Genomic DNA, 25,084 nt, shown 5'->3' with positions numbered 1-25,084 from the left:
TATCATTAGTCACTTTTAGTACTATTCGTTCCTCTAGGGTTTTCTGGAAAAAGGAGTGAGTTTTTATGCTTGGGTTTGTCCCAGCCGGGTCTAATTCTATTTAACCAATTTATACCAAGTTGGATCCAAACTGGATTCTTATAGCTAAATTTTAAATTTGCAATTCTTGTACTCATTCTAACATCTTTACTACTTAGACTTGTTAAATGGTCTTTATATCTTACACCATAAGTATTTAATGCAATTACTGCAGATTCAGCTCCTTTTATAACGTTGGATTTAGAATTACCAATAATTTTAACGTTATCGCTTCTTGTACCCCCACCCGAATATCGTCCCCCCAGTATAGAACGGATTGTTATTCCAACATACGGGATAGGTTTATCCATCGGCAAATCTACAATTCCTAAACCTCCGCTTCCAGTATTCTTTTGTTCATCCAAAGTTTTATAAAGATAAGCTCCGTCCTCATCATCTATGGGGGGAGGAGGAATTCTTCTTGGATCTTTTTCAATATCCTTGGGCTTATAAAGGGTTAAAGGGGCAGGTTGTTTTTCAATATAATAATCCCCTCCCCATACAAGGCCTTCCGGGGCTGGCCCATCAGGCTTTCTCGTTCCTGCATCTAATGGAGTAAGCAAAAAACCAACCAAAAGCCCACCTCCCTTTAACCAGCCCCACTTGGGTTTGGGAGCTTTTTCTACTACTTGTTGTGCGATTTTTTCTTCAACGAGTTCCCCCTCTATGTTTACTACCATTCTAGTCTTTAATTGCTGGACAGTAGGCACACCTATTAAAGGAATGTCAGCGCTAAATGTAGTTGATGCCTTCTTTTCAAGACCATCCAGGTCAATATTCTCTATAGGGCTATTTTCCGCAAACGCATACGGAGTTAACATAGGATAGCTCTTTGTCAACGGATCCACACTCAAAAACCTTCCTACCCTCGGGTCATAGATCCGCATCCCGTAATCCTGCTGATTCCACCATCCTTTAACGTCATTGTCATTTTCCTTGCCATTGAAGCCGAAACGGTAGTCCTTTCCTGTACTGGTAGTTACCACCCGGCTTACCATGCCAAAGGCATAATAGTCCATGGCGCTCACCATGTCCGGTTCGTAATAATCTATTGCGGAACCAATTCCTCCTGAAGAGACGCCCATCTTCTTATCACTAATAGCGGTGAGCACATTGCCCAGGTGATTCGTTAGCTCATACTGCCGACGGCCCCGGTCAAAAGAGCCTGCACTGTAAAACTGCCGGGTGGAAGGGCCGCCATCAACAGGTATTTCGTATATAAACGAACCCAGGCGGCGGCTGCCATAGATCATCTGTTCATAGGTATTTACCGCCAGGTCTTGCAGCGTAGTGGAATCAACATTGCCATTGGCCCTATAGGTAGTGATTATATTGCCCTGCGCATCTCTCACGTACCAGGTAAACTCTTTTACTGCTGTCCCTGCTCTTTCTACGACCTTGCCGATCCGGTTGCCTTGCGCATCATAGGTATAGCGTATACGGGTGGAGTTTGCTTTATCCGAAGCTGTTGCATTACGCGTTATCTCTGTGATCTTCCCGTAAACATTCCACTTAATATTGGTTATCTTTTCTGCCTTGTCTGTTATAAGGTTGCCTATCTCATCATATACGTAGTTGCTATCGGACTGATCGTCCAGATCCTGAATGAGTTCCCAGCTATTGGAGCCATATTTATTGGCCACTATGTGATCATTTACCTGCCGTAGTTTATTGGTGCCGGGATAATACTTATACGTCAGTCCATCCATTTTGGAATCGGGCCCGATGGCATACCGGTTGTAATACTGAATATTACCATTGGCATCGTATGACATATCTTCATGGAAGGTGCTGTCGGGCGCCCAATTGTTGCTGTAACTATTAGATGATGCATTGAAGCTGAAGAAGAACGCATCCTGCTTCACCAGGCGGTTGAGCTGGTCATATTTGTAGTTGTAGAATATCGGCAGATGATCAAGCGCCTGGAACTTGCGGATGTTGGTTGCCATACTACTGATATTGCCATTGTACAGCGGCCGGTACACGCTATCAGGCAGACCCGTGCCAGGAACGCGGTAAGATGGGAAAGGAGTTACCCCGGCATTGATCGCCTTATAATCTCCATGGAAATAATTGAGGTTAAAGCCCAGCGCATCACGGGCCACATATTGGTTAAGGCTGCCTACCTTGCCATCGGCGCCCATATCATGTGTGCTGGTGGCGCCGGTACTGTTCATTCCCTTCAGCCAGCCTTGCAGCGTATAGGCATAATCAAGACCCTGTACCAACTGGTCTCCGATCACTGTACGCGCCAGTGGTCCATGCCGGTAATATTCATAGCGGGCATCCTTTTCCCAGACCAGACTGTCATTGCTGGTTTCAGTTAATATTAACCTGTTTTCTGCATCATAGGTATACCGGTGCAGCCACATATCACTCCAGCCATTTTGATACATCATCATGTTCACCTTGCCGCTGATGAGGTCATACTGGTAAGTGAATTTTTTACGGGCATTCCCGTTCCTGTTCATCATATTGTAGGTAGCCTCTACTCCGCAATTGCCACAACCATAATCCTGCAGCAGGGTATCCACATTGCCCAAAATGTCATAGGTATAGAAAGTGCCCTGGTTATGTGCAGCAGGATTGTTGTGCTCTGTATAGGTTACATAGCTCACCCGGTTGCGCATGTTCCGCTGCACAATTACTGTATGGGGAGCATACGAACCAATGAAACCGCTATAAGGCAGGTCATAAATGGTTTGGGTGATTTGTTCCCGCCGGCTATCGAGGTTTGACAACCAGGTACCCAGCGAAGAAGCACTACGGCTTACTCCATCAACCATCGCTCCATTGGCGCTGGTATTCTTTACCTGGCCCACTTCAGTAATACGGCCAAGGTTATCATATTGGGTATAGCTATACAGCCTGTCCTGGTCATTGCTGCTGCCTGCTGCACGCTGTTTAGCATTTTGGGAAACAGCCAACCTGCCCAGCTTATCGTACCAGAAATCAGTAATGCCACCATCCGGCGATTGCTGTTCTACTACCTGGTTCAGCGTATTGTACCGGTACTGGGTGGGCAATGTGTGGGCAGGTTTCAGCACCTGCCGGTTGCGGCGGGCGATTTTCACAGAATCGCTATAACTCGCAGCCCAGGCAAATTTGCTTACGTCAACACCTTGTGGCGGAATGGTCTTCACCAGATTACCAGCCTGGTCATAGTAATACAAGGTGTAATGGTATTCGCTGATGGGCTGATCTACCGTAAATCTTTCATTATACCGGGCATTGAGGCATTTGGCCAGGTAGCGGTCATCAAAACTATTCATCAGCGAGTCGCGGTAGGCTTCATACAGCAAGGTGCCTTTGGACACTGCGAATAAAGTAGAGTCATCACAGGGTGAGTGCTGCTGCAGCGCTACCGGCGGGAATACCGGTTCGGTGCGGCCGCATAAAGTGAGCGGCTGCTCATTGGCCGGACAATCGCCCAGCGACACATTGCAGGAGTTGCTATAGATGGATTGTAGCTGGCTATAAGTATAGTTGCTGCCGGTGCGCTGGTTAAAATACTGCACAAAATCAGGCTCACAACCATTACAATCTGTGGCCGAGGTGGGACGGGCCAAATGGTGTGGATCGTCAAATTCTTCTTTGTACAAATACTTGCCGGTGGTATCGTAGATCCTGACATAATCAATCTCTCCTTTTTGGGAATATTGCACAAAAGACCACCAATAGATCTTTGTCATGGGCGCATCCAGTGTGCGGGTACCCACCAGCATGGAATCTATGTAAAAGCTGAACTGCCTGCCTTTGAATTGTAGCCTGATCCTGCGCCAGACATCCATGGGCAGGTGAGGCACATTCTCTTCAATACAGGATACTTTGGGATCGCTCTGGTGGGTGCAAATAGCAGCACCTTTATTGGGAGTCAATTTGAGGGATACCAGCAGGCTGCCCGAAGTGGCGGCATCCGAATACAGGACCAGCCACCAGGAATCATTGTAAAAGTTCGGGATCACCAGGCTGTCGGGCAGTCTTAACCGCGTTTCAAAAGTAAAGCCTGCTGAATCAAGGCACAGTGTGTCCTTGATCCGATCAAAGGCGCCCTTGCTATAAGGAGAGGTATCCGGCAATGTATCGGTATAATAATCCGGCAACCTCATTACCCCGTTTTTAATCACTTCACCCAAAGGCACTCCTGCATTGTAAATGGTGGTGCTGCCAAAATTAGCCCTCCAGTTGGTGGTATCTACGCTGCTGGCATCGAGGTGGGGAATGCCGCCGTACTTCCTGTAATCATTGAGGATAATTTGCAGGGAATCACAAACCGGAGAACTTCCTCCGCCAGTACAACCGCAGGTATTGGGTATTCCTACCGGATCAGCGCCGATATAGGATACCTGCTTTTCGGAAAGCCATACAGGGTCCAGTACATCTTTGGCCGGAGAACTTCCCAGGTACCCATTGTTGCGGAGTGCCGTATCTGTTATAGAATAATCAATAATGGATTGTGCACAGGTGTCCTTGCTGCGCAATAAATAATAACCCACCAGGTGAGGCTGTGGCGATAGCCTGGCATTCCTATTGGCCGCAATCTGCGATGGTGTACGGGCTGTATTCCACACCCTTACCTCATCCATCCAGCCATTGAAACCAACAAGCGGATTGGGATTTGCGCCTGTGGTATCCAGGCCAATATACCAGGGGCCATTGGTGGTAATGTCACGCTGCGAAGGGATCGCAGATGCACCTCCACAATAATCAGGTGCATAAGGCACTTTAATTCCATCAACATAAAAACCTAAGGAGTCACCCTGCCGGGAAACGGCTACATGGTGTGGCTTGCCATCATACAGGTTGATGCCGCCGGTATTGGAAGTAATATAGTTGGAACAACCTTGCAGTTGGAGCAACAATTGGCCGTTTTCCAATAATAGGAACATAAAACCATTACCTGTAGATCCGGAACTGATAGTCTTGTTAGTGAGGATGGAGTTATGTTTAGCATTTGTTTTTGGCTTTACCCTTGCTTCGAAGGTAAAATCTCCTTTGCCCAGGTTCAGCCGGTTATTCTGTACAGGAATGGTTACCCTTCTCTTCCCGGCAGTGCCATCAAATGCCAGGGCCACATTACAGTACTTATCAGAAGTGGTACTGCAGGAATTAATGAAGTCAAGGTATTCGGCTGTTTTTTTACCAAATCCCAGGTGGGTATTCATGAACTTTTCAAACAGCGTATTGTAAGTCCGCTGAACACTGCCTGTGTCATTATAAGAGGGTGTTGCAGAAGGGAACTCCTGCCTGAATTTTTTATACAGGGTATCTATGCCATCGCAGGTTGCACATGTTTCTTCTCCGCCGCCGCATTGTAATACCGGTGGCAGGCTAAGTGGGGCTTTCAGCATGCTGCAATTGATCTCTCCATTGCAGGCCATGCGCAGGGTATCTAAAACGCCCTGGTATATACGGGTGCCGGTAGTGCGGTAAATGAAGCCGGAAAAATCGGTGTCAATGCCGGTCAGTTGATATTTGCTATACAGGTTGCTGATGGTAGCACACTCACAGCTATCCGGCTTTTGCATGATGGGCTTATCGTAATAGATAGGTTGGTTTTCATAAGGCCTTGGCGCGGTAAGCAGGTACACGTTACAGGTACTGTTGTAGTTGCTGCCCGCATAGGCTTTAATGACCTGCTCAAAACTCCTGTCGAGGTTGGTGCTGGAAGGTTTTACGGTGCTGGCGCCAAAAAGATGGGTGTCGTCCCCACCCTCTTTGCACACTTGTATCAGCCTGTTAATAAGGTTGGTAGAATCGAGCGAACTGAAGTTACAGGGTTTCAGTTCCTCCCACCATTGCAGTGCATACGCCTTGCAATTGTCCAGGATAAATGTGCTGATGCTGTCCTTGGCACGGGTAGTATCACTGATCAATCCGCCTAACCCGCCTCCTGCCGCTGCAATAGCCGGGCTTACAAACGTAACAGCATGCCCTGATGCGAAAAGACGGCCATAATATCCGGCGGCTTTATTGCTTTCGGCATACGCAGTGAGCTGGGCATCCATGATTTCCCGCTTTTTCTGCAGGTATATTTCCCGAAAATAACGCCAGGCAATATCCAGTTCACCGGAGCAGGACGCATCCATGGTAAAGGCTTGGCCCACGGGCGAATAAGCCTGCCGGCAACTCTCGTCCTTATCCGGACAATGCGCCATGATGGTGGCTAAAGACCAGGCATTGATGCTGGGTTCGCCGTCAACCCTGGCAACGTTGAACAACGAATCCTGCATGTCGGTCTTTAAAGAAGGCAGCAGCGTAGTGAAAAAGGGATCTGCCCGTTGGTAATAATAAGTATACCTCGCATGGGCAGGCAGGTTATTGAAATCGGCCGGGTTGAGGTAGCCACTGTCAACAGCGGCCTGGTAGGTCTCCGTATTTTCAAACCTTACATCCCATTCATGACTGGTTTTCCACTTTTCAAAAAGCACCAGCTTGTCATATTCGGGATGCAGGGGAAGTAAAGAATCAGCCCATGATCTTTTGAATTGGGCCGAAAAATCAACCATATTCAGCGTTTGCGGGTTCAATGCATCGGCCATGCCGTTTTCATCGGTGTAGGAACGCTTTTGGTAAGCCTGCAGGCCATTTTCTTCTTTGCGAAAAATCGAATAACCGTCAATGGCAGCCGGATCCAGATCGGCATATTGGCCATCCGGCGCCGTTACATCGGATAGCATCTGTGCACGGTAGCTTTTATCCAGGGTCCGGCCCACACAGAGGTCTTCACAACTGGCCGAAAATTCGAGGAAGGCATTGTAGGCAGCAACGCGGTAAGCGGCTGTATCGCTCACAGCAATACCCATTTGCTGCATGTAGTTGGGCCGGAAGGTTTCCCAGGTTCCCAGCGCCGTTTTGCACGATGCACAGGTTGGCTGGCAGACAATATTCAAAGCTGCTTTTTGGTCAGCAATGAACTGGTCCAGTGTTTTACAGGTATTACGGCGCAGGAATACGGCCCGGTAATCATCCATCGTTTTTTTGCTGATGGTCAGTTTTTTGGTGACCACGTAATTGCCCTCCCGCAGGAATACTGTTTGATCAATCTTCAATGAATCATTGGCATTGAGGGTCGTATCAATTGTAAGATTGCTGGCTGTAATTACGTAGGGCACGCCATTGGGCAGGGTTGAATTGTTGCAATCGTCTGTAATGGCAATTTCAAGATCATAACTACAGTCATAGCAAATGATCGTATCCTGGCAGTCCTTAATATTAATACTGTCAGGTAGCAAAGAATATTTAAAACGATGGTTCCCGGCCTTCGTGACCACCAGTCCTTTACTGGATTCTATACTGGTTCCCTTGACAACATTGGTCGTACTGTCAATCAGCTTTTTGGTGATGAAGAAAGATTTGCTGGAACTCAACGTATCCATTTTGGTCAGGGGTTTTCCAGCCAGGGCAGTGGCAATGGTACGGCCATACATGTCTACATAACTGATGCTGTATTGTCCGATGGCATCGCGCATCATGTTCTTGAAATAATGCGAAGCATTCCCCACTTCGGTCCCAAACAATGCGTCCAGTTCTTCCTGGTCGGCAGCACTGTAAAAGTAGCGGGTAGCCCTGCCCGAATCAATCTGGAAATCGGCTCCTACCCCGCTTTGCAGGCTGATGCGACCGGTATTGTCCTGTGTATAGCGGGTTTCTGAGAAGGGAAACCCTTTGGCATCCGGTATGTATTTATGATAGTCTTTATCTTTCAACGGATTGTTGGGAGAATAATACTTAGCGGCACCGTTCACCGTGTCCATAGCCGGTGCCCCCTGCTTACAATGGCAGGAGTCGGCCAGTAGTCCGTCATACTGGTTTTTGCCATATTCAGCACCGTTGACAGTGGCGTTGAAATTAGGGGTGTACTTTATCAGACTGCTGAGGGAGGGCGAAGGCATTACCTGTATGGCCGGCCGGCCCTGGTAATCATAAAAAGTCTCGGCAATAAGCGTGGTATCGGTCGTATTGTCTTTGGTAACGGTTTGCCGGTTGCGTAACGATCCGTCAAAATACTGCACTACTGTTTTTCGTTTACCCTCTTCAGCAAAGGAGGTAGTGGCCTGCCAGTTCAGTTTGTTCTCATGTCCTGTGAAAGGATAGTTGCCCAGGCCTGCAGCGTAATCAGTGCTCCATACAGATTCAACCCGTTGACTGTTGGCCCTTGTTTGCACGGCCCTTACCCGGTAAAAAAGCCGGCCGCTGCCATCATACAGCAGGGGTATGAAATAACGGGTGGATATAATGCTTACACGTGTAGCGTTATTTTTAAAGATCTTAGCCTTATCAAAATTAACCGTATCGCCCGGCAGGTAATAATTGGCCAGTGCCGAATCATCAATATACGCCCACTCAAGATCATATTCATCGGCCGCGCGCTGTGTGTTCCAGGATACTTCCAGCTCGCCTTTGGCTGCACTGTATACCGGCGTGTTCAATGCTGTCACGGCATTATTGGTACAGGAAAAATTGAATTCCCTGGTTACGAAGAGCTCATTCTCCAGCATCAGGACACTTTCAAACTCCGACAGGATACCTTTGGTTACAACAACATCAGTAATTTTTACCTTTACCTCATGCCCGCCGGTAAAGGTGAAAATGGACTTATGTGGATACGCAGCATTCTTATAGTATTTTACAGTCAGGGCGGTGTCTGGCAGGGTATCCGCTACTGCCTCGTTGTTAGCATTATTACGGGTGTAATATATTTTGAATTTTACCTTAACCTCGAACGTGTCAGGCAACTTAAGGTTGGCAAACTCATTGATCTTAAAAGTAATGAGGTTACGAACCTTAAAGGTGGTTTGCACCGGTTTTAAAACGGGGTCAAAATATACAGTATCCTTTACTATACTGAATGAGTCCTTTCGGATCTGGGTGCCCTTCAGTGGCTTTGCGGCATAAGGTTCATTGCTGCCATAGGTGATCCCGGGCAATGACAAACAGGCGGCCAGTAACAGACTAAAAACAATAATGATTTTTACGCGCTTCATGCTTGTATATTTATTAGTAAGCACTGTTATCAATGATTTCATAATCAGCATAGAATGGCTTTAACTGGTAGATACCGTTGATACGTGTATAGTATTGGTCAGTTAAAAACTCATTATAGTTCATATAACTATCCACCATCCAGGTATTGTAAACCATCCGTATTCTATCATATCCGCTGGTGCCGCTTCCATCATCAATCTTTGTTGCATAATTTAATTCCAGGGGCTGCAACGTTGTGGGATCATAGCTCAGCGTATAAAAAAGATAAGGTGACTCCGGTTTGAACTCTACTTTAATGACCTTGTAGGCCGATGAATCAATGGTATACATCCGTTGTACATTGCCTGTAACAAACCGGGGATCCAGCAGATCCAATTGAAAAACAGCCTGCATAATACTGATGTGCTTATTCAGAAAGACCAGTTTGGTATCCGACTCCACCGTAACATGTTCCCTGTCGTTCTGAACGTGGTTAACTTCTTTATAGTTTTCAGGGTTGTTAATTCTTGCAAACACGCTCCGGAAATTGGTGCCGAAGGTGGCATAGTATGCCAGCAGCGTATCACGTACCACTCCCGAAGTATCGGCGGTTTCCCGATGAAAGCCTGCATAAAATTCCAATCCTGTGTTATCCAGCACAGCTTCCAGGCTTTTTAATGATTCATTGGCGTCTGTGGTGTCAATCTTTAACCCGTCCGGAGCAGCCATTCCCCGTTTAGCTGCACCGGTTGCGAATAAGATCAATAGGCTGATGGTATATATAATGCTTTTCATGTCCTTAATCAGTTGTTTTTTTGTATAGCGCTCCTGGTTTCCCGGATGGTTTTTATGCCCCGCTCTGTTTCTTTTTTAACCCGTATCAGCGTGCCTTCATCGTCATACTCGTAGAACGTGGCATGGTTGTTCTCATCCAGCTCTGCTGTCAACCGCAGGTTCACCGGATCATACACAAATGATTTCATATTGCTGTTGAACGGATGCATCCGCAGATCGTCAAAATACGCAGCGGTGGAAGTTGCCGTTTCCAGGTACACATTCATTTCCGTAACATTGGCAGGAATATCCACTACTTCCTCAATGCGCTGCCATCCTTCAATGATATTTCCCTTCGGTTTTAAAGTATAGGTTACGCCACTGCCATTGTTGAACGTAAGGCGAACCCTGCCGCTGTTATAGCTGCTTCCATTGGAACACGGTATCTCTTCTTTCACCCAGGCGCTGAATACCATCTTGCCGCCCTGTAATGGCGTAAACTTCTGATGGATGGCATTGACGGGAACGGGACTTCTGAACTTAACGCACCAGGTGGTATCATTAACAACAGAACCATCAGCCTGCGCCGCATTCTGGTAGAAGGAGGTAACCGGGATAGGTGTTGGCAGGGATATGTAACCTATAGACCACCGGAGATCAATAGATCCTATTCCAGCGCCATTTTTCATCAACACTTCAATGTCATAAAGCTGCCCCGCCGTGAGCTGTATCGGGGAAGACGACAGTGTTACAGGTCCCTTGCCGGTATAGTTTATGATAGTAGTGCCTCCGATCTTAAGGGTCACTTCATCATCTACCGTCACCTCGAAGCGATAATTGTTGCCACTATACTTAGGTTGCAATTTGCCTGTCCACTTAACTGCATAATACCGGGTGGCACATATCTGTGAAGGTTTCTGCCCGACACCCCAGTACTGGTTGGGCACAGAAACAGCCGTTTGTGACGACCATTCAATATTGGGACTAATTATATTATGACCTACGCAGGAATTGATCCCTAAAGAGGGGAACGCAAGGTAAACGCCATATTGCGTCAGCAAGCCATTGCCTTTGGGCGTTATTGTTTGCGTAACCAATGGTAGTGAATCTACTTTGAGGGAGATGCCAGTGGAGGTGGTGTCAGAAGCTGCCGTACCTATTGGTACTTTGGTTAGCATATTGCTGTTGCCGTTCAACCGGGTACTATACAGGCCGCTATGACTGGTAGTTGACGTTCTTCCGTCCGCCTTTATCCAACCGTTGTCATCGCAGTTGGAACAGGGACTGGTTTTATAATCCTTGTCTTCAAAGCCCTCAAAAACGATCTCCCGGTGCCGGCTGTTTTGTGCTACAGCCAAGGGCAACGTGTTGTTATATCCATACAACCCGGCATTGTACCGGTTCAGCGGGTCCTTATTCTCTATTTCAATACCCTTGCCATTGACCAGTGTGGTCTTGCTGTTCCATACCCAACGGGTGGAATCCGGAGCAGGTTTCATCGCGCCTGTTCCCAGTGTCCAGAAAGGAATGAACCCTTTGATGGCGCCATCGGTCCGGGTATTTGTGGCTAGGGAAACTTCCGATTGTTTCCGGCGGGCATAATAAGTAAAGGCCGTGTCTACCCGCCAGTTGCCCAATATGCCATACCGGTAGGGATTCAAGGTGTCTTTATTGAGTACCTCCGACCGGCATACTTTGTAGCAAACCTGTTTAGGGATGCGGTATTTAACATGTAGTTCTACCGGGCAGGGATTATTACATGATGAATTCTGTTCGCAGGGTGGAGGACCTGTAACTTCATCATTTCCCCTGAAACTCATAAACCTCACTGTTTTGTTGCCGCTGCCAATACGGGCTTCTGTGTTCAGCTTTAACACGAGGTTCTGGTATTCGGGCGGCAATGACAACATAAATTGCAGCATCAGAGGAGGTATTGCTACGCTATAATTTTGACAATTGTTTGCATATCCTCTGAACGGTAGTGTGGCAAGAATACTGGTAGCACTGCTAAGACTGGCTTCACTGACCCAGGGCACCTGCTCAGTACCATAAAATGGATGGGGGTACCGGAACACTACACTGGATACTGCTTCACCAATACCTTCATAAGAATAATTCAGATTATTCCAGGGGCTATGGCTCCACATATTACTGGGTGGGCTTCCATAAAACCCCATGGTGGCTTCGTCGATAATAGACCCGGCCGGGATGTGAGACAGGTCCAGTTTGAGCAATGCCCTGGTCCTGAATTCATCATTTCCAAAACGCTGGTAGCTGGCGACTATTTTTTTATAATCATAATCCGTCACATTTGTTAACTGCCCGCTCGAATTACGGTGCTGACGCAACAGCGCTGCTGTTGTAATTTTTATTGTTGTTTTTGGATCTGAATAATCATAATCGGTCACACAGCTATCGTATTGCTTCCACACGTTATCAATCTTCCACAGGTCTTTAAAGCGGGCGGCACTGGCTGCTATCACTTCCGTAGTGGAATCAATAACAATACGGTCTTTGCTGGCCACATTTTTAATGGGGCTTACCAGGGTGGTAACAGCTCCCAGGGAAGCGGCAGGCATATTTCGTTTGCCCGATCGTATGACTTTCAGGGTGGCAATTTCCCCATTGTACGGACTGCCGGCAGAATCAATAAAATACATCCCTTTGTGTTGCTGGATGCCTTTGCCAGCATCAATGGCCCATATCCGGTTATAGTTTACCTTATCTTCATATGAATAGAAAAAGGGTGAGCAGCTATCGGTTACGGTGGAATTTCTCTTGTCTCTGGCAGTTATTAACATCTCATCGCCGCTTTCAAAACGGGCTGTATTGAAGCGTGTTCCATCTTCATTGTACATAATTCCCTGCCGTACACTTTTCCTCACCAATGTAGCGCCTATGTTTTGATACGCCGGTCCCATACCGCTGTACGTCCAGTGGGCCGGATAGTTGAAGCTGTATACCGGATCATCAAATTCATTATTGGTCTGGTTCACCAAGGCCTGTCCCGTTTCTGCATCATACACCAGGTCGCGGGTAGTGACCTTGCTTCCTTTTTCTATGTGCAATACACTGTCCAGTATTCCATAACGATTTACCACTTTGGTGATGGCCACCGACCGGTATTGATTGGTTTCCATCGTTGGCAGGGGGATCATGGGAAACCAGACGATCGGCGGGAAAACATGCACAAAATCAACATTGGCTTCAATGTTCCTTCCTTCGGTTATGGAAACCTGCTCCCGCAGGTCAATCATCAGTTCCACCTCTTTGCCTATCTCTGCATTGTGCCGCACTACGCCATTGGCCGAATCAATGACGCTTACTTTATTGGATAGCTTTTGCTGTAAAGCCTGGTTATTTTCGAGTTTATAGTAATTATAAGTATAACTGATGGGGCGAACAGAATCAGTTTGCGCAAAAGATGACTGCGACTTTAATTTACCGTTCATGTCGTTCAGCTCTACTTTAAAACCCTGCGATAAGGTAATGTTATTCCGTGCATTGAACTTTAATGCGTTGGCAATGGGGGGATTAAAGGTTTTCTTACTTTCATTGTCAATGGGCGTAAACTCAACCACCGTAGGAAACTCCTTTGCAGTATAAAACTCCGTAACATCGAATCCATTGGCCGATTTCTTTGTTTTATGAATGGTTTGCACTTTTACTTTACTATAACCGATCATAGGCGCCGGGAAGAAAGTCTCCGCAAAAGGTTCTTCGGTATACAGGTAATCTACCGGTGCCAGAGCGCCCACTTTTTCCGCATACACTTTATGCGGAACATGGAAGGGATTTTCATCACCACCCACAGCAGGCTCATAAGCGGCTACCCCACTGCTGATGGTCACAGGCGCTCCATTCACAGCAATGGTGGCAGTATAGGTGTAATCCTGGCCATAGCATGCCTCCACCTGTTGATGGGAGGTCATATTATACCAGTTGTCTTTTATTTCTACCCTTTTCACGCGTAGCCCGCCTCCCAGTTTTTTGTACACCGGGTTATTGAGGCGGACAAATGATCTATCCAGTTCTACCGTATTTACCCAATTACCTCTGCGGGCTGTATTGGGAAAACCTTCAATGGTTGTCGTAATATTACCAGCTACGGAAGCCAGCATACCCAGTACATTCTTCAGGCTGAAATTATCGCCCGGTTCAGAATACGGGTAGGCTTTACTGGGAAGGTTCAGGCGCAGGAACTGAACGGCCGCTGTGGCCATGGGGCTATACCCCTTCGCCATGGGTTTTACTTTGATCCAGATAACCTTGTTGTCGGACCCGTCTTTCACACCGTAATCTTCAATATCTGCATAGCAGGGAATGATCTCATATCCTTTCCCCCATATATCGCCAGGCACATTGACCGCCAGCTTCAGGAAAAGCTGACTTACACCTTCGAGGTATTTGCGTTGGATCTCAGCTTTATCTGTTACGGGATCGCTTACATTTGCAAATACATACAGGTAATCATTGGAAGCTGAACTCCATTGATGGAGGTTGTTACTGGCGGCATTGTTATTATTGCCAAATCCTGCGAGTGTAAAGAACTGCATGGCCCTTTTGTTCTGCACATAGGCATAATCATCACTTTCGTAGGTTACCTTTATTTTACCACCCGATGGCAGGCTGATCTCCGACAATGTCCAGGGGGCTGCATTGGCTGCAGCACTGTCTGCATTCCAGCTCGTTCCTTCCTGCAGGGTATAAGCATAATCAGCATTGGTGAGCGGCGCACCATTGCCCGGATTCCTGGCCGGATCTTTATAGCCGCCCCAGCGGTCTGTAGCTCCGCTACGGTAATCCGGGTTCCTGGAATGGTAGGTAAATACGTAAGGAGTCAGCGCACCTTTATTATTCTTATTATAAGTAAACCATACTTTTGTCAGTGTTAGCTTCCCGGCGTTGTTCAATGATCCCGGATTCTTTTTACACAGTTCATAGCTGTACCCAAAATGCACCGATTTAATAGGTTTTGCATATGCGGCGCCGTGTTTTAGATAATCAGCCTTGGTATACAGATTGATCTGCTTAAGTCTGTATAGTTTCTGATTGCCATCCCGCCCGCCATTTTCATTGAGCACACCATACCCATCCAGCCTGATAGAATCTTTCTCCAATACAAACGTCGCGATCATGGTTTTTGACTCAATAGAATTGAGGTACCATACATCCCTTTCGCCATAGGTAAAGCTTCCCTTTTCATCGCGCTTGTCTGTTTTGAGTCCTTCATTATAGGCAGCTTCGTACGACTGATAGGGCGCCCGCCATTTATACGTTGCGTCCGCATTATATACCTGACTGTAATTGAACTTAACCGCCTCTCCATTGTCGTCTTCAGATACCCCATCACCGGTAAGGTCAGCATAGTCCGGTGATACAATGGCCGACAATAAAAACGAATGCGCATAAGCCGGCATCTTTTCCCGGTTGTAATAGCCGTCCTTGCCTTGATCGTTATCTACCGAATTGTCGTTGTCTGAGTAAGTTACCTGGCCGGTTGCAGCGTTGCTCGTATCGGTCGCCATGGTGACTTCCACCTGGGTTTTGTTATAGACCGGTATACCATATACATAACGCCTGCCATCACCATTTAAAACGGTAATTTCTGACAGGTGATGAGGCTGACGATCATTGTCTACCCTGTTCAAAATGCTGTAATTCACATTGCAGGAATTGCCGGGAAATACATTTAAAGGGTAAGATTTAATAATCGTATCCAACCCCACTTTGGAAGCTTCCAGGGCTGTAAGGTATGATATGACCTGTGTTCTTTTATCACGTTCGCTGCGCACCGTATTGCCGGATAAAGACAGTTTCCGGGCCGACCGGCTGTTGTGGAATACAGACAAGTTACGGGTGGCAAAAACAGAGGAGATGTTCTGGTCTTGTAAAGGAGAAAGATCTACCCGCACCAGGCTATCACCACCAATACTGCTGAGGAACTGGTTGTTAACAACTGTTTTTTCCCCGGGGTTTTTAAAATACACATTTTCAAATACCGTGTCCTGTTGTCTGAAAGCAATTACCTCTTTCAGGGAGTTTTCCTTCAACCACGGACCAGTTCTTGTAGTACTGGTATTGTTAATAAAATCAATGCCTCCATGTACCACAGTGCCTAACCCAACATCAATGGAAAGCCGGTCGCTGTTACTTTTGGTAGCCATCATGTGGTCGTGCACAAAACCAATATCCCCCCGGTAGGGCCTGAACATGCCTCCCGTTCCTTCTCCTGTAATGGAATAAGTATCATACGTATAAACCGGCAAGGCGATATGGGGCGTTTCCTGGTTAAAGGCTACATCCTTTTCCCGGTTAAAATCCAGCAGCACATTCTTGTTACCACCTCCCTTTTCATAATAAAGGTATCCGTATGCCGGCACCTTAACCGTACGGTCGTCAGTAGCTATTTTCTGCGTGGAAGCATAACCACGCACATAACCATTGGGGTGCAATGCCCAATGCTCTGAACCCACTTTGGCAGTAAAAGATATTTGTGTGGAAGTATAAGGCACCGAAATCGTAGGCGTATAGGAAGGCTTCGAAAAAGATATATAAGAAGGAATGGCAACTCCTGTACTATAGTTTTGTGAATGGTAGCTGGCAACGTGCTGCTTCACTTGCCCGGTGATTTGCAGGTCCTGTATACCTGTGCGGGAATTGTAATTGGTGCCAATAGTAAGCTCGCCCCTTGTCTTGCTTTCACTTTTACCAATATGGTAGCCAAAAGAAGGGCTAATGTCCAGACCGCTCTGGGAGTTGTTGGTGAGGGATAAAGCGCTGGTCAATCCACCTGCAGCACCAAGGCCTGAGTTGATGCTTACATTTAAGCCGGTCTCGGTACCCCATCCTTTATAGCTATTATGAAATACGCCGAGTGAAATGCCTACTGTTCCGGGGCGGCCTTTAACGGAGTCTATAGCACCGCCCTTGCCTTCCACCTTTGAAAACTGGCTTTTGCCCAGCAGCTCAATATTGCCTCCCACCGTAATCCCCACGGTTTTATTGGGCTTCATGCTGATGGTTTTTGTCACAACATCTTCGCCTCCCTGGAAGTCATCCGGCAATCCGCGCATGTTGCGGGTGATCGTGCCGGGGTTGATATTCCACCCGAGCCCCACCCAGCTCGCCTCCTGATCCATGGTGATGCCACTTCCATAGCTCAGGTTTACCGGGTACCCTCCTACATCCAGCAATGGAATATTGTAGGAGAAATCGCCGGTGAACAGGTCCACCATATTACTGGCATTGACCGATTGGAAGCTTTGCATCTCCGGCTGCGTGGGACCAGTAGTGAACTTTTGTTTCACGATCTCCGGCGCCTTTTTCTCCCCGGCATTAACAGGTTCCGCCGATGGTAATGGCCGGCCAGGCTCAGGAACTGCCGGCATCATACTGTTTTCCTTTTTGCCAGGGATGCCGGTTGCTGCATACGGCCGGTAAGCGCCGGCATAAATAATGCTTTTGTTGGTTGCTGCCCTTACCATCACTGGTGTAATGACCAGCTCCAGGTAAAACAATCCCACAAAAAACCAGGCAATACTCTTGTGATAACGCGCCAGAGAAACTAACATGCGATAATTATTTAGTCAGATAGTGAATAGTCAATTTTTGAATAGCCAGTTCCTTATTTCTTACTCCCTATACTCAAACTTCAGGTACCGCTTCTCCCCTCTTGCATTCTCTACTTCCAGCAGGTACATGTGTTTATGGATCATGCCACTGGTCTGGCGCAGGTCTACCTGCACAAAGTTTTGTCCCAGCCGTACTTGCTGGTCTGTACTATCCAGCGTGATCTGTTTGCGCATGGCCGTGCTGATGTCGAACAAGCGCAGGTTGATCGCAGCACTGTTCAGCTCATTGAGGTATTCAAAACGCAGCACACCCGTGCAGATCGCAAAGGCGGCCCCTTCCTCCCGGTACAGCTTTGCAAAATAACCCGTGCCCGTAGCCGCGATGGTATCCGGCCCGTAACGACGCACCCGGAAACTCCACACTTCACTGTTCGCAATGGGGCTCATGTTATTCTTGGCCGTAATGCGCCAGGCATACAGCTTGCTGCTGTCCAGCTCGGGAGCAGACAGCGGGTATTGTAAATTGGTAAAGGAGATATTTTGCCTGCTGAGTACCGGCACATTCTGCTGGATGGCATCAGCCGGACTTTGGGTAGCCTGCACTTCCACCAGCACCCAGTCGAACAGCAGGCTGTTGAGGGTATTGAAAGGAGAAGGGGGTATCCAGGCAAAGAAGGGACGGGTGATGTCCACCTGCTCTTCATCCAGCGGCATCATGAGCTGGGGCGGACTGATGGGTTCTACTTCAATGGTCTCACACTCCTCGCCCAGCCTGTCCACCTCATCACTCTGCACCCGGATCACGGTATAACAGATGTTGAACAGGCCAATGGGCAGAAAACCTTCCGGCGAAGGGTCTACCGCATAACCCGGACTGCCGGGATTGTAGGTAATGGGCATCACATCACTCAACTGCAGTTGTTTTACGCCTCTTGGCAGCAGGATGAGCTTGGAGGTACCTGTTAGTACCCGCTGGTTATTGGACACATCGGTCATCACCATTTCAATGCGCACCTGCAGGTCCTGCGCTGAGGTATTAACCAGTGACAGGTTCCAGAGCTGCGGTTTGATGGTGAGGCCCAGTGGTGGCAACTGCAGGTTCAGCACCACCTGTGCGTGGGCGTGCCATCCCACGAATAACAGTACAATGAATAGAAATATCTTTTTCATATTGTTTGTTTCATGCATCAAATCTATTTCGGGTTCCGGGTTTGGGGTTTCGGGTTCTTCTGTGTAACTGCCTGATAAATGATCAGCAGGTTGTTGCCACAGAAGTCAGTTGAATATTGCCAGGAAGTTCAACAGGCGGCAGCAACACGAAACGCGAAACTCAAAACCCGAAACTCTTTACAAACTGCACCGTGCCCATTTCATTTCTTATAAGCCCTTTGTTAAAGCCTGGCAGGTAACCCCGTTCATAGCTCAGCGTGATCACATCCTGTTTATATACCCGCACACCAGCATTGACATACCCCCCTGTTTTGATCACCTGATCATTCAGGCTGTTGATCTTGACCCCAAAGCCCACTGAGCCCAGTTTGGTCAGGTTCAGTTGAATGCCTTCATCCAGCACCGCCAGCCGGTAACCGGAGTTCTGCGTCCAGGATACGGCTACCTGGGCCGTAAAAGCCTTGAAAAAGAATTGCTGCGCCCAGAATACATTGGTGGCATTGTAGTACACAAAGCCGGTATCACTGTTGGTATTGTAAAACTTGTTGAGCACCACGGTAGAGGCCGTGCGCAGGTTATTGATCTTGTAAATATGATAGGCGCTGGCATTGAGTACCTGGAAACGGTTCTCCACCACCTGGCTGTCCAGGGCCGTGAGCTGGCTCATGGGTTGATAACCCACCGTGATGACCGGCCACTTGCGCATTTTAAACGTAGCCGTCAGACTTTTGAACACCGTATTGCTTTTGTAGTCCTGTGGCAGGAATGGATTGGTAAACTCATTTTTGCGCACTGCGGCGGAGAGCCGCAATTTGCGTTTGAAGAAGTCCTGCCCTGCTTTGACACTCCAGCTCTCCAGGGCGGCATTGGTCTGGAAACTGCTGAAGGATTGAAAGTTGGCCCCGGTCTGTTTATAATAACCTTCCAGCCGGGTACGGGTAGCAGGAATATAGGAATACAACTTCAGCGCATAAGCCTGGTTGCTGTGGTCTGACAGGCTGAACTTGGTATTGCCCCGCGAAGGATTGTTTCTAAAATCAGGGGCGAGTGATTTGGCTACTTCTGCTGTGAGGTAGGTTGTACGGTTCACCTGCATTTTGGCTTCGGCACTGAAGCCGGTAACGGTGATGGAGGACAATCGCGCGCCGTTGGATGGGAACAATTGCTTCTCTCCCCGGAAGGCAGAAAGGATGAAGTAGTTCTTTTCCAGCCGGCCAATACCGGCCCGGACCAGGTAGAGGTATTGCGGTTTCTTATTGGCCCCATTGACCACAAAATCACGGTAGCGGTAATCCACCACACCGGCGGCTACGGCCAGGTAGTACCAGGAGTTGTATTCGAAGTTCAGGCCATTGACACTGGTATTCTTAACAGTCAGCTCACTGTAGTTGGTCACACTGCGGCCCACACTGAACTGCCGCAATCCCAATAGCCAGCGATATTTAGCCGGCACTTCCACATTACTCATGCCGTATTGCTGCAGTTTGTCCTTCCAGCTCCGCGAAGCGATCAGGTCTTCCCATTTGCCGGAGACCAGTTGTTTGAACTGCCGGACCTTTTGCTGGTTCTGTTCATACTTCGTTTGGAGGGAGTCTACCTGATTTTCCAGCCGGTCAACTTCCCCTTTGGTTTTGGCATACAGGTCGAGAAAGAGTGCTGCCGCTTTTTTCAGGGAGTCTTCCCGCCGGCTGTTCACACTATCGGCCACCCCGGGCTGCCAGGTGATGCGCGGCACCCGCAGGGTCTCATTGGCTTCTACCAGGCTTTGCGGCGAGAAAGAACCCAGGAGCTGGTCTTTCAGTCCACCCAGTTGGAGTTTCTTTAGGTTGTATAACTTTTCGGTGAGGGAATCCTGTAAAGAAGGCGCCAGGGCCAGCAGGCGATGGCGCAACGAAGCCTGCAATTGCTGCTGAAAGGCGGCCCCGTCAAAGGAAGCCTGCACATCGGTGATATCGCGGAATACCCGCGAATTGCTTTGCCGCGACCACCAGGTCACCCGCAGGGGCAGGTGGCCCGCTACGGTGAAATACAGGTTGCCCGTAATATTGTGCTGGGCAATGTCTTTTTCCACATAAGGTGTATCAATGGCCGAGCGGTAGTTGAACTGGTAGCTGATGTAACCACCGGTCATTCTTAACAATGGTTTTGTGTGCAGCAGCTTTTTAAAGGGATGATTGATGTCAAGGGATAAGGAGTCTTTGGGCAGCAGGGATTGCTTGCCGGGCAAGAGCCCTTTGAGTAAAGAGCGTTTGGATTGGTAAGTGGCTTTGGCGCCGTCCAGTAGTTTATCCTGCTGGTAGCCGGCCAGTGTTTTAACCGCTTTAAGGGTGGTATCGGTGATGGAACGAAGGGAATCGGTGAGCTTGCGGGAAGTTTTGTTGGCGGGTTGCGTGGTATCAGGTTGGGTCTGCCGAAGCCTCGATTGTGCACTGACAGAAGTCGTGGCAAGAAGCAGGGCCACCACTACAGTGAAAAGATAAAGGGTTATGTACGGATATGGTATGCCCATATTCGCAGTCAGGTTTGGGTGTTGAATAGAGGTTAATGGTTACAAAGCAGTCAATACCAGTCATTCCACGCGGACCTCATGGAGTTGAATGCCTTACAGTGTAAATTAAATGGGAAAGATTATACCAGCAAGTACAAACCAGTAAGTGTGTTGGTTTGTTGGGTAAGTGTGCAGTTTTAGCCGGTAACTGTGCTGGGAAAAAAGGTTCGCGGAGGCTGTTACAGGCAAATACCCCAAAAAAGGGGTTTCCTGAGGCGGCTTTTATTTATATTTTAGTGCTTTAATTATGCGAAGGAGCTTTTGGTGTTTTATTGTTTTGGTCACAGGCCTGCCATTTTCAACGGTTCTTGCACAGGAACAGCCTGACAACAGGTATATGTTCCGGGTGTACGAAGACAATGATGTTATTAATATCTATGATATAGGCAGCGACAGGGGCTATACCAATGGCACCAGGCTCGACCTGTTCTGGCGGAAACAGAAAAGGTCCTTTATGAATAAGCTAATGCCACAGGCAGGTAAGAACAGCATCAATACCCATAGCTGGAGCCTGATGCAGGTAATAATCACTCCCGATAATATCCTGCGGCGCAAACCCGATCCGGCAGATTATCCTTATTCAGGCGCCTTGTTTGTGAGCCGCTCCCTGCATTCTTCCAATCCGGTTACAAAATTATCCCTGCAAACAGAATGGGTGTTGGGTGTAATGGGACCGCCTTCCCTGGCCCAGGAAACACAGAAACTGATACACCGGGTCATCGGTGCGCAGCCTCCAAGGGGATGGGCCTATCAACAGCCTGCAGACCTTTTGCTTAATTATCATTTTACCGTTAATAAACAACTGGCCCGTTACCGGCAATGGGCCGAAATTATTGGTAGCGGACAAGTATATGCAGGTACCATGCTCAATGGCGCTGCCCTGTATACCACAATCAGGATCGGCAATATGAATCCTTATTTTGAAGGTTATATGCAGCAATTTACTGCGGGAAAGAAACGGACCAACAGGTGGCAATTGTATTTTACCATACAGCCTGCTGCTGAATTAATATTGCACAATGCATTACTGGAAGGAGGCGTTTTCAATCACGGCATTAAACAGCAAGGCAGTGAACCCGGGACCCAAACCCAATATGTGCGACTTGCAGAACAGCAGCGATTGATTGGCCGGATAGACCTTGGGGCTGTTGTATCCAAAGGAAATATTGGCCTGTCATTTACCCAGAAGAGTTCAACCGCCCTGATCAAAGGGCTTCCCCGGCAGGATGTAGGGAATATCTCTTTATACATAGGCTGGTAGCCTGCTATTTGGGAAGCAACAAAGATTGAGGGTTTCTTCCGGATAAAGTGGAAAAAGTAGTGGTGCAAAAACAGTACTTATGTGTACGGGACATTTATCCTATCCCGTACACATAAGTACAGTATAAGACGTCCAGGCTTTTCTACATATAGAAGCGCTCTTCAATAATTTTCCCGTCTTTTATTTGGTACACACAGAGTTCCTTCATGTGCATGCGACCTCCTTCTTTCATGGTCACATCCATATCCAGAACACAAGCAAAGGAGTTGTCGGCCACCAGCGGGCCCGAAACTTTAAGACTGTGCATAGTGTCTACCATGGAGTCAAACTTCTTGCCTTTTTCAAGGATGGCGGCCAGTCCCCGGGTTTCCTGCTCAAAAGCTGGTGTGGCATAAGGCTCCAGGCTTACGGCATTCTCGGCATACAGTTCCCGCTGGGCTTTTTCCCATTCGCCCGACTTGCATATTGTTACCAGCCGGTCGGCAATCTGTTGTGTAGTCATAGCTGTTTGTTGTGTAGTCATAGCTGTTTTTTGCTGAAACTACGGCAAAAAGTGGGCCTGGGCTTGATAAGGGGATAGGGCCTGGCGGCAGCCCTGTATCTGGGAAGTCTATTCAGCAATAATGTATTCTAGACTCTTGGCAACTTTTTCTATGGAACCATCAGGCCTGGTATATTGTATGCTGACGGGAACCGCATATTTCCCCGGTTTTTGATTCGTTTTCAGGTTATATACGGCAACTCCATCTTCATTAGCGTTCATAGCCGATCCATTGATCGTGATCGTAGGTTTCGAAGCAGCACTGAAAGCACCTATACCGGCAGTAACCTCAATCACCTGACCGGCTTTAACATAACTGCTGCTTAATGCAGCTATTGCATGGAACACTTCATAATGGTAACCCCAAGCATAGGGTATCTGCCTATTTATGTGATTAACCATGTTGTTTTCTGTTACCAATACATCACTTTGCATTTTATTTAATAGGGCCGTACCAAGCGACAGGGAGGATGGATGCAAATATGTTTTTCCCCAATTTTGATTGTGGAGAGGTTGCTCAGGCACGCTATCAAGTATACCTGACCGGGCTGCTATGTCCTTTTTAAAAGACTCAATATCCTTTTTTAGCTGAGCTTCTAACATCGGATTATCGCTAAATGCTTCCGGACTCAATACCTGTACAATATCTTTATTATAACGGACCAACTTATTGTATAAGCTATCTCCCTCCTTTCGAAACAATTCCTGGATACCTGCTTTATCGTCTTCCTTTATGGCGGCCAACTGTAGTTTCAGGTTGTCGATATATTTGTATATCTCTTTAGATAACGCATTCACAGCAAGCGCCCTCGGCATCCAGATGGACGCCTTTGCTTTGGTTTGTGGATCTTTCAGCTTCGCTGCCAGGTCGTCGTGCACGATTTCGTTATTAGCAGCAATAATTTCGTTGGCTTTAATCAGGCTATTATCAATAGCTTTAATAACGTCTGTATTATCCCGCGTTTGGCAGGCGGTTAAAGCAAGGAGGAAGGCCATACAGGCCGGCAGTAGCTTGTGCATGGTTAACGGTGTGGGTTGGCATTCTAACGGCCGGTACACCGTTTTATTTCTCCTGTTGGTAGTTTACAAAGCCATAGAAATGTTAAAACTATTTTACTGGCCGGTGCTGCTTACCCATCCGTTGGGCAATGATGCTGACGGCAATAAGTTGCAGGGCATGATACAGCATAATGGGCAATAGCAGGATGCCGGTGAGCGGACTGTTCATAAAGATGACCTTTGCCATGACCGTGCCATGTACCAGTGATTTCTTGGACCCACAGAAGGTGGCGGTGATCCTGTCCTCCCGGTTAAAATGCAGCAGGCGGGCTGTATAACCAGTAATACAATAAGCCACAAAGAACAACACCAGCATACAGGCGCCCAGGATAAGTAATGCCGCCATGTTCAGGTTGCTGAACATGTGCTTGTCAAATGATTCACTGAAAGCTGTATACACAATGGCCAGGATGGTAAGCTGATCAAAGTATTTCAATTGTTTATTATACTTTTCCGCTACCTTCCCCAGCCTGGTGGGATTCAGCAACAGGCCCATCACCACCGGCAGCAATATTTGCAACAGGAGCTTCATCATAATATCTCCCATATCAAGGCTATTGTGATTGCCCCCGGTAACCACACTCATCCATACCGGTGTAATAAAAATACCCAGCAGGCTGGAAATACTGGCATTGAAGATAGCACCGGGGATATTACCATTGGCAATAGACACCATGACCACGGAGGAAGAAACAGTAGACGGCAAAGCGGCCAGGAAGAAAGTGCCCAGCCATAATGTATGTGTGCCCCCTGCATCCAGCCAGGGCCTGAACACCAAGACCAATAACGGGAACAACAGGAAGGTACTCACCTGCACCAGGATATGCAGCCGCCAGTTACTGAGACCAGCTACCAGTTTATGCCTGTTGAGCTTCAGCCCATAGAAAAAGAAGATCAGAGAGATGCCAATATTGGCAAGGGAGGATAGGGAAAAAGGTCCGTCGGCAATGCCCGGTCCGGGGAATTGTGAGGCCAGTATGATGACGCCGATGATGGAAAGTATAAACCAGTCTAACCCAAAACGAGCTAAAAAATGCAATACCTTGTTGACCATACAGGCTGCAAGATACGATGTAGCCATTTATTCCATAAAAGACAAATGGTGGTAGCGA

General features: G+C 47.7%; 9 protein-coding genes. 1 reads left to right on the top strand and 8 read right to left on the bottom strand.

Translation table 11 applies throughout. From position 1 onward, the window contains the following. Positions 1–5: 5 nt before the first annotated feature. The 5 genes from HB364_RS26205 to HB364_RS26185 form a co-directional block, all read right to left on the bottom strand. Entirely contained in the window at positions 6–9,065 is a 9,060-nt protein-coding gene (locus HB364_RS26205; RefSeq protein ID WP_167291383.1) for a LamG-like jellyroll fold domain-containing protein, read from the bottom strand. A gap of 13 nt (positions 9,066–9,078) precedes the next feature. Further along, positions 9,079–9,840 carry a hypothetical protein gene (locus HB364_RS26200; RefSeq protein WP_167291382.1) on the bottom strand — a complete coding sequence of 254 codons (762 nt, stop codon included), beginning with the start codon at positions 9,838–9,840 and terminating at the stop codon, positions 9,079–9,081. 8 nt (positions 9,841–9,848) lie between these two features. Beyond that, complete coding sequence (locus HB364_RS26195; protein ID WP_167291381.1) at positions 9,849–17,393, bottom strand: PA14 domain-containing protein; 7,545 nt, start codon at positions 17,391–17,393, stop codon at positions 9,849–9,851. A 60-nt stretch (positions 17,394–17,453) separates the two neighbouring features. Next, positions 17,454–18,563: a hypothetical protein gene (locus HB364_RS26190; RefSeq protein WP_167291380.1), complete on the bottom strand. Its 1,110-nt coding sequence runs from the start codon at positions 18,561–18,563 to the stop codon at positions 17,454–17,456. A gap of 160 nt (positions 18,564–18,723) precedes the next feature. Next, positions 18,724–21,072: a hypothetical protein gene (locus HB364_RS26185; RefSeq protein ID WP_167291379.1), complete on the bottom strand. Its 2,349-nt coding sequence runs from the start codon at positions 21,070–21,072 to the stop codon at positions 18,724–18,726. Positions 21,073–21,358: 286 nt separating this feature from the next. On the opposite strand from HB364_RS26185, the gene HB364_RS26180 reads away from it, so the two are divergent. Further along, complete coding sequence (locus HB364_RS26180) at positions 21,359–22,372, top strand: lipid A deacylase LpxR family protein (RefSeq protein WP_167291378.1); 1,014 nt, start codon at positions 21,359–21,361, stop codon at positions 22,370–22,372. Positions 22,373–22,514: 142 nt separating this feature from the next. On the opposite strand, the gene HB364_RS26175 is transcribed toward HB364_RS26180, so the two are convergent. The 3 genes from HB364_RS26175 to HB364_RS26165 all read right to left on the bottom strand — a co-directional run bounded on the left by HB364_RS26175 (position 22,515) and on the right by HB364_RS26165 (position 25,053). Next, positions 22,515–22,895 (bottom strand): nuclear transport factor 2 family protein, encoded by a 381-nt coding sequence (locus HB364_RS26175; protein ID WP_246228623.1) that lies wholly within the window; start codon positions 22,893–22,895, stop codon positions 22,515–22,517. An 87-nt stretch (positions 22,896–22,982) separates the two neighbouring features. Next, positions 22,983–23,933: a hypothetical protein gene (locus HB364_RS26170; protein WP_167291377.1), complete on the bottom strand. Its 951-nt coding sequence runs from the start codon at positions 23,931–23,933 to the stop codon at positions 22,983–22,985. Between the two features lie 88 nt (positions 23,934–24,021). Then, positions 24,022–25,053 (bottom strand): bile acid:sodium symporter family protein, encoded by a 1,032-nt coding sequence (locus HB364_RS26165; protein ID WP_246228622.1) that lies wholly within the window; start codon positions 25,051–25,053, stop codon positions 24,022–24,024. Between the last annotated feature and the right edge of the window lie 31 nt (positions 25,054–25,084).

The organism is Paraflavitalea devenefica, assembly GCF_011759375.1.
Classification (GTDB): Bacteria; Bacteroidota; Bacteroidia; order Chitinophagales; family Chitinophagaceae; genus Paraflavitalea; species Paraflavitalea devenefica.
This window is presented reverse-complemented; position numbering and strand designations above follow the sequence as displayed.

What these genes read in the sequence shown, in the direction of transcription:
- HB364_RS26195 (WP_167291381.1), bottom strand. Translation starts at nt 17,393, where the DNA reads ATGTTAGTTTCTCTGGCGCGTTATCACAAGAGTATTGCCTGGTTTTTT.
- HB364_RS26185 (WP_167291379.1), bottom strand. Translation starts at nt 21,072, where the DNA reads ATGGGCATACCATATCCGTACATAACCCTTTATCTTTTCACTGTAGTG.
- HB364_RS26165 (WP_246228622.1), bottom strand. Translation starts at nt 25,053, where the DNA reads ATGGCTACATCGTATCTTGCAGCCTGTATGGTCAACAAGGTATTGCAT.
- HB364_RS26200 (WP_167291382.1), bottom strand. Translation starts at nt 9,840, where the DNA reads ATGAAAAGCATTATATATACCATCAGCCTATTGATCTTATTCGCAACC.
- HB364_RS26180 (WP_167291378.1), top strand. Translation starts at nt 21,359, where the DNA reads ATGCGAAGGAGCTTTTGGTGTTTTATTGTTTTGGTCACAGGCCTGCCA.
- HB364_RS26205 (WP_167291383.1), bottom strand. Translation starts at nt 9,065, where the DNA reads ATGAAGCGCGTAAAAATCATTATTGTTTTTAGTCTGTTACTGGCCGCC.
- HB364_RS26170 (WP_167291377.1), bottom strand. Translation starts at nt 23,933, where the DNA reads ATGCACAAGCTACTGCCGGCCTGTATGGCCTTCCTCCTTGCTTTAACC.
- HB364_RS26190 (WP_167291380.1), bottom strand. Translation starts at nt 18,563, where the DNA reads ATGAAAAAGATATTTCTATTCATTGTACTGTTATTCGTGGGATGGCAC.
- HB364_RS26175 (WP_246228623.1), bottom strand. Translation starts at nt 22,895, where the DNA reads ATGACTACACAACAAACAGCTATGACTACACAACAGATTGCCGACCGG.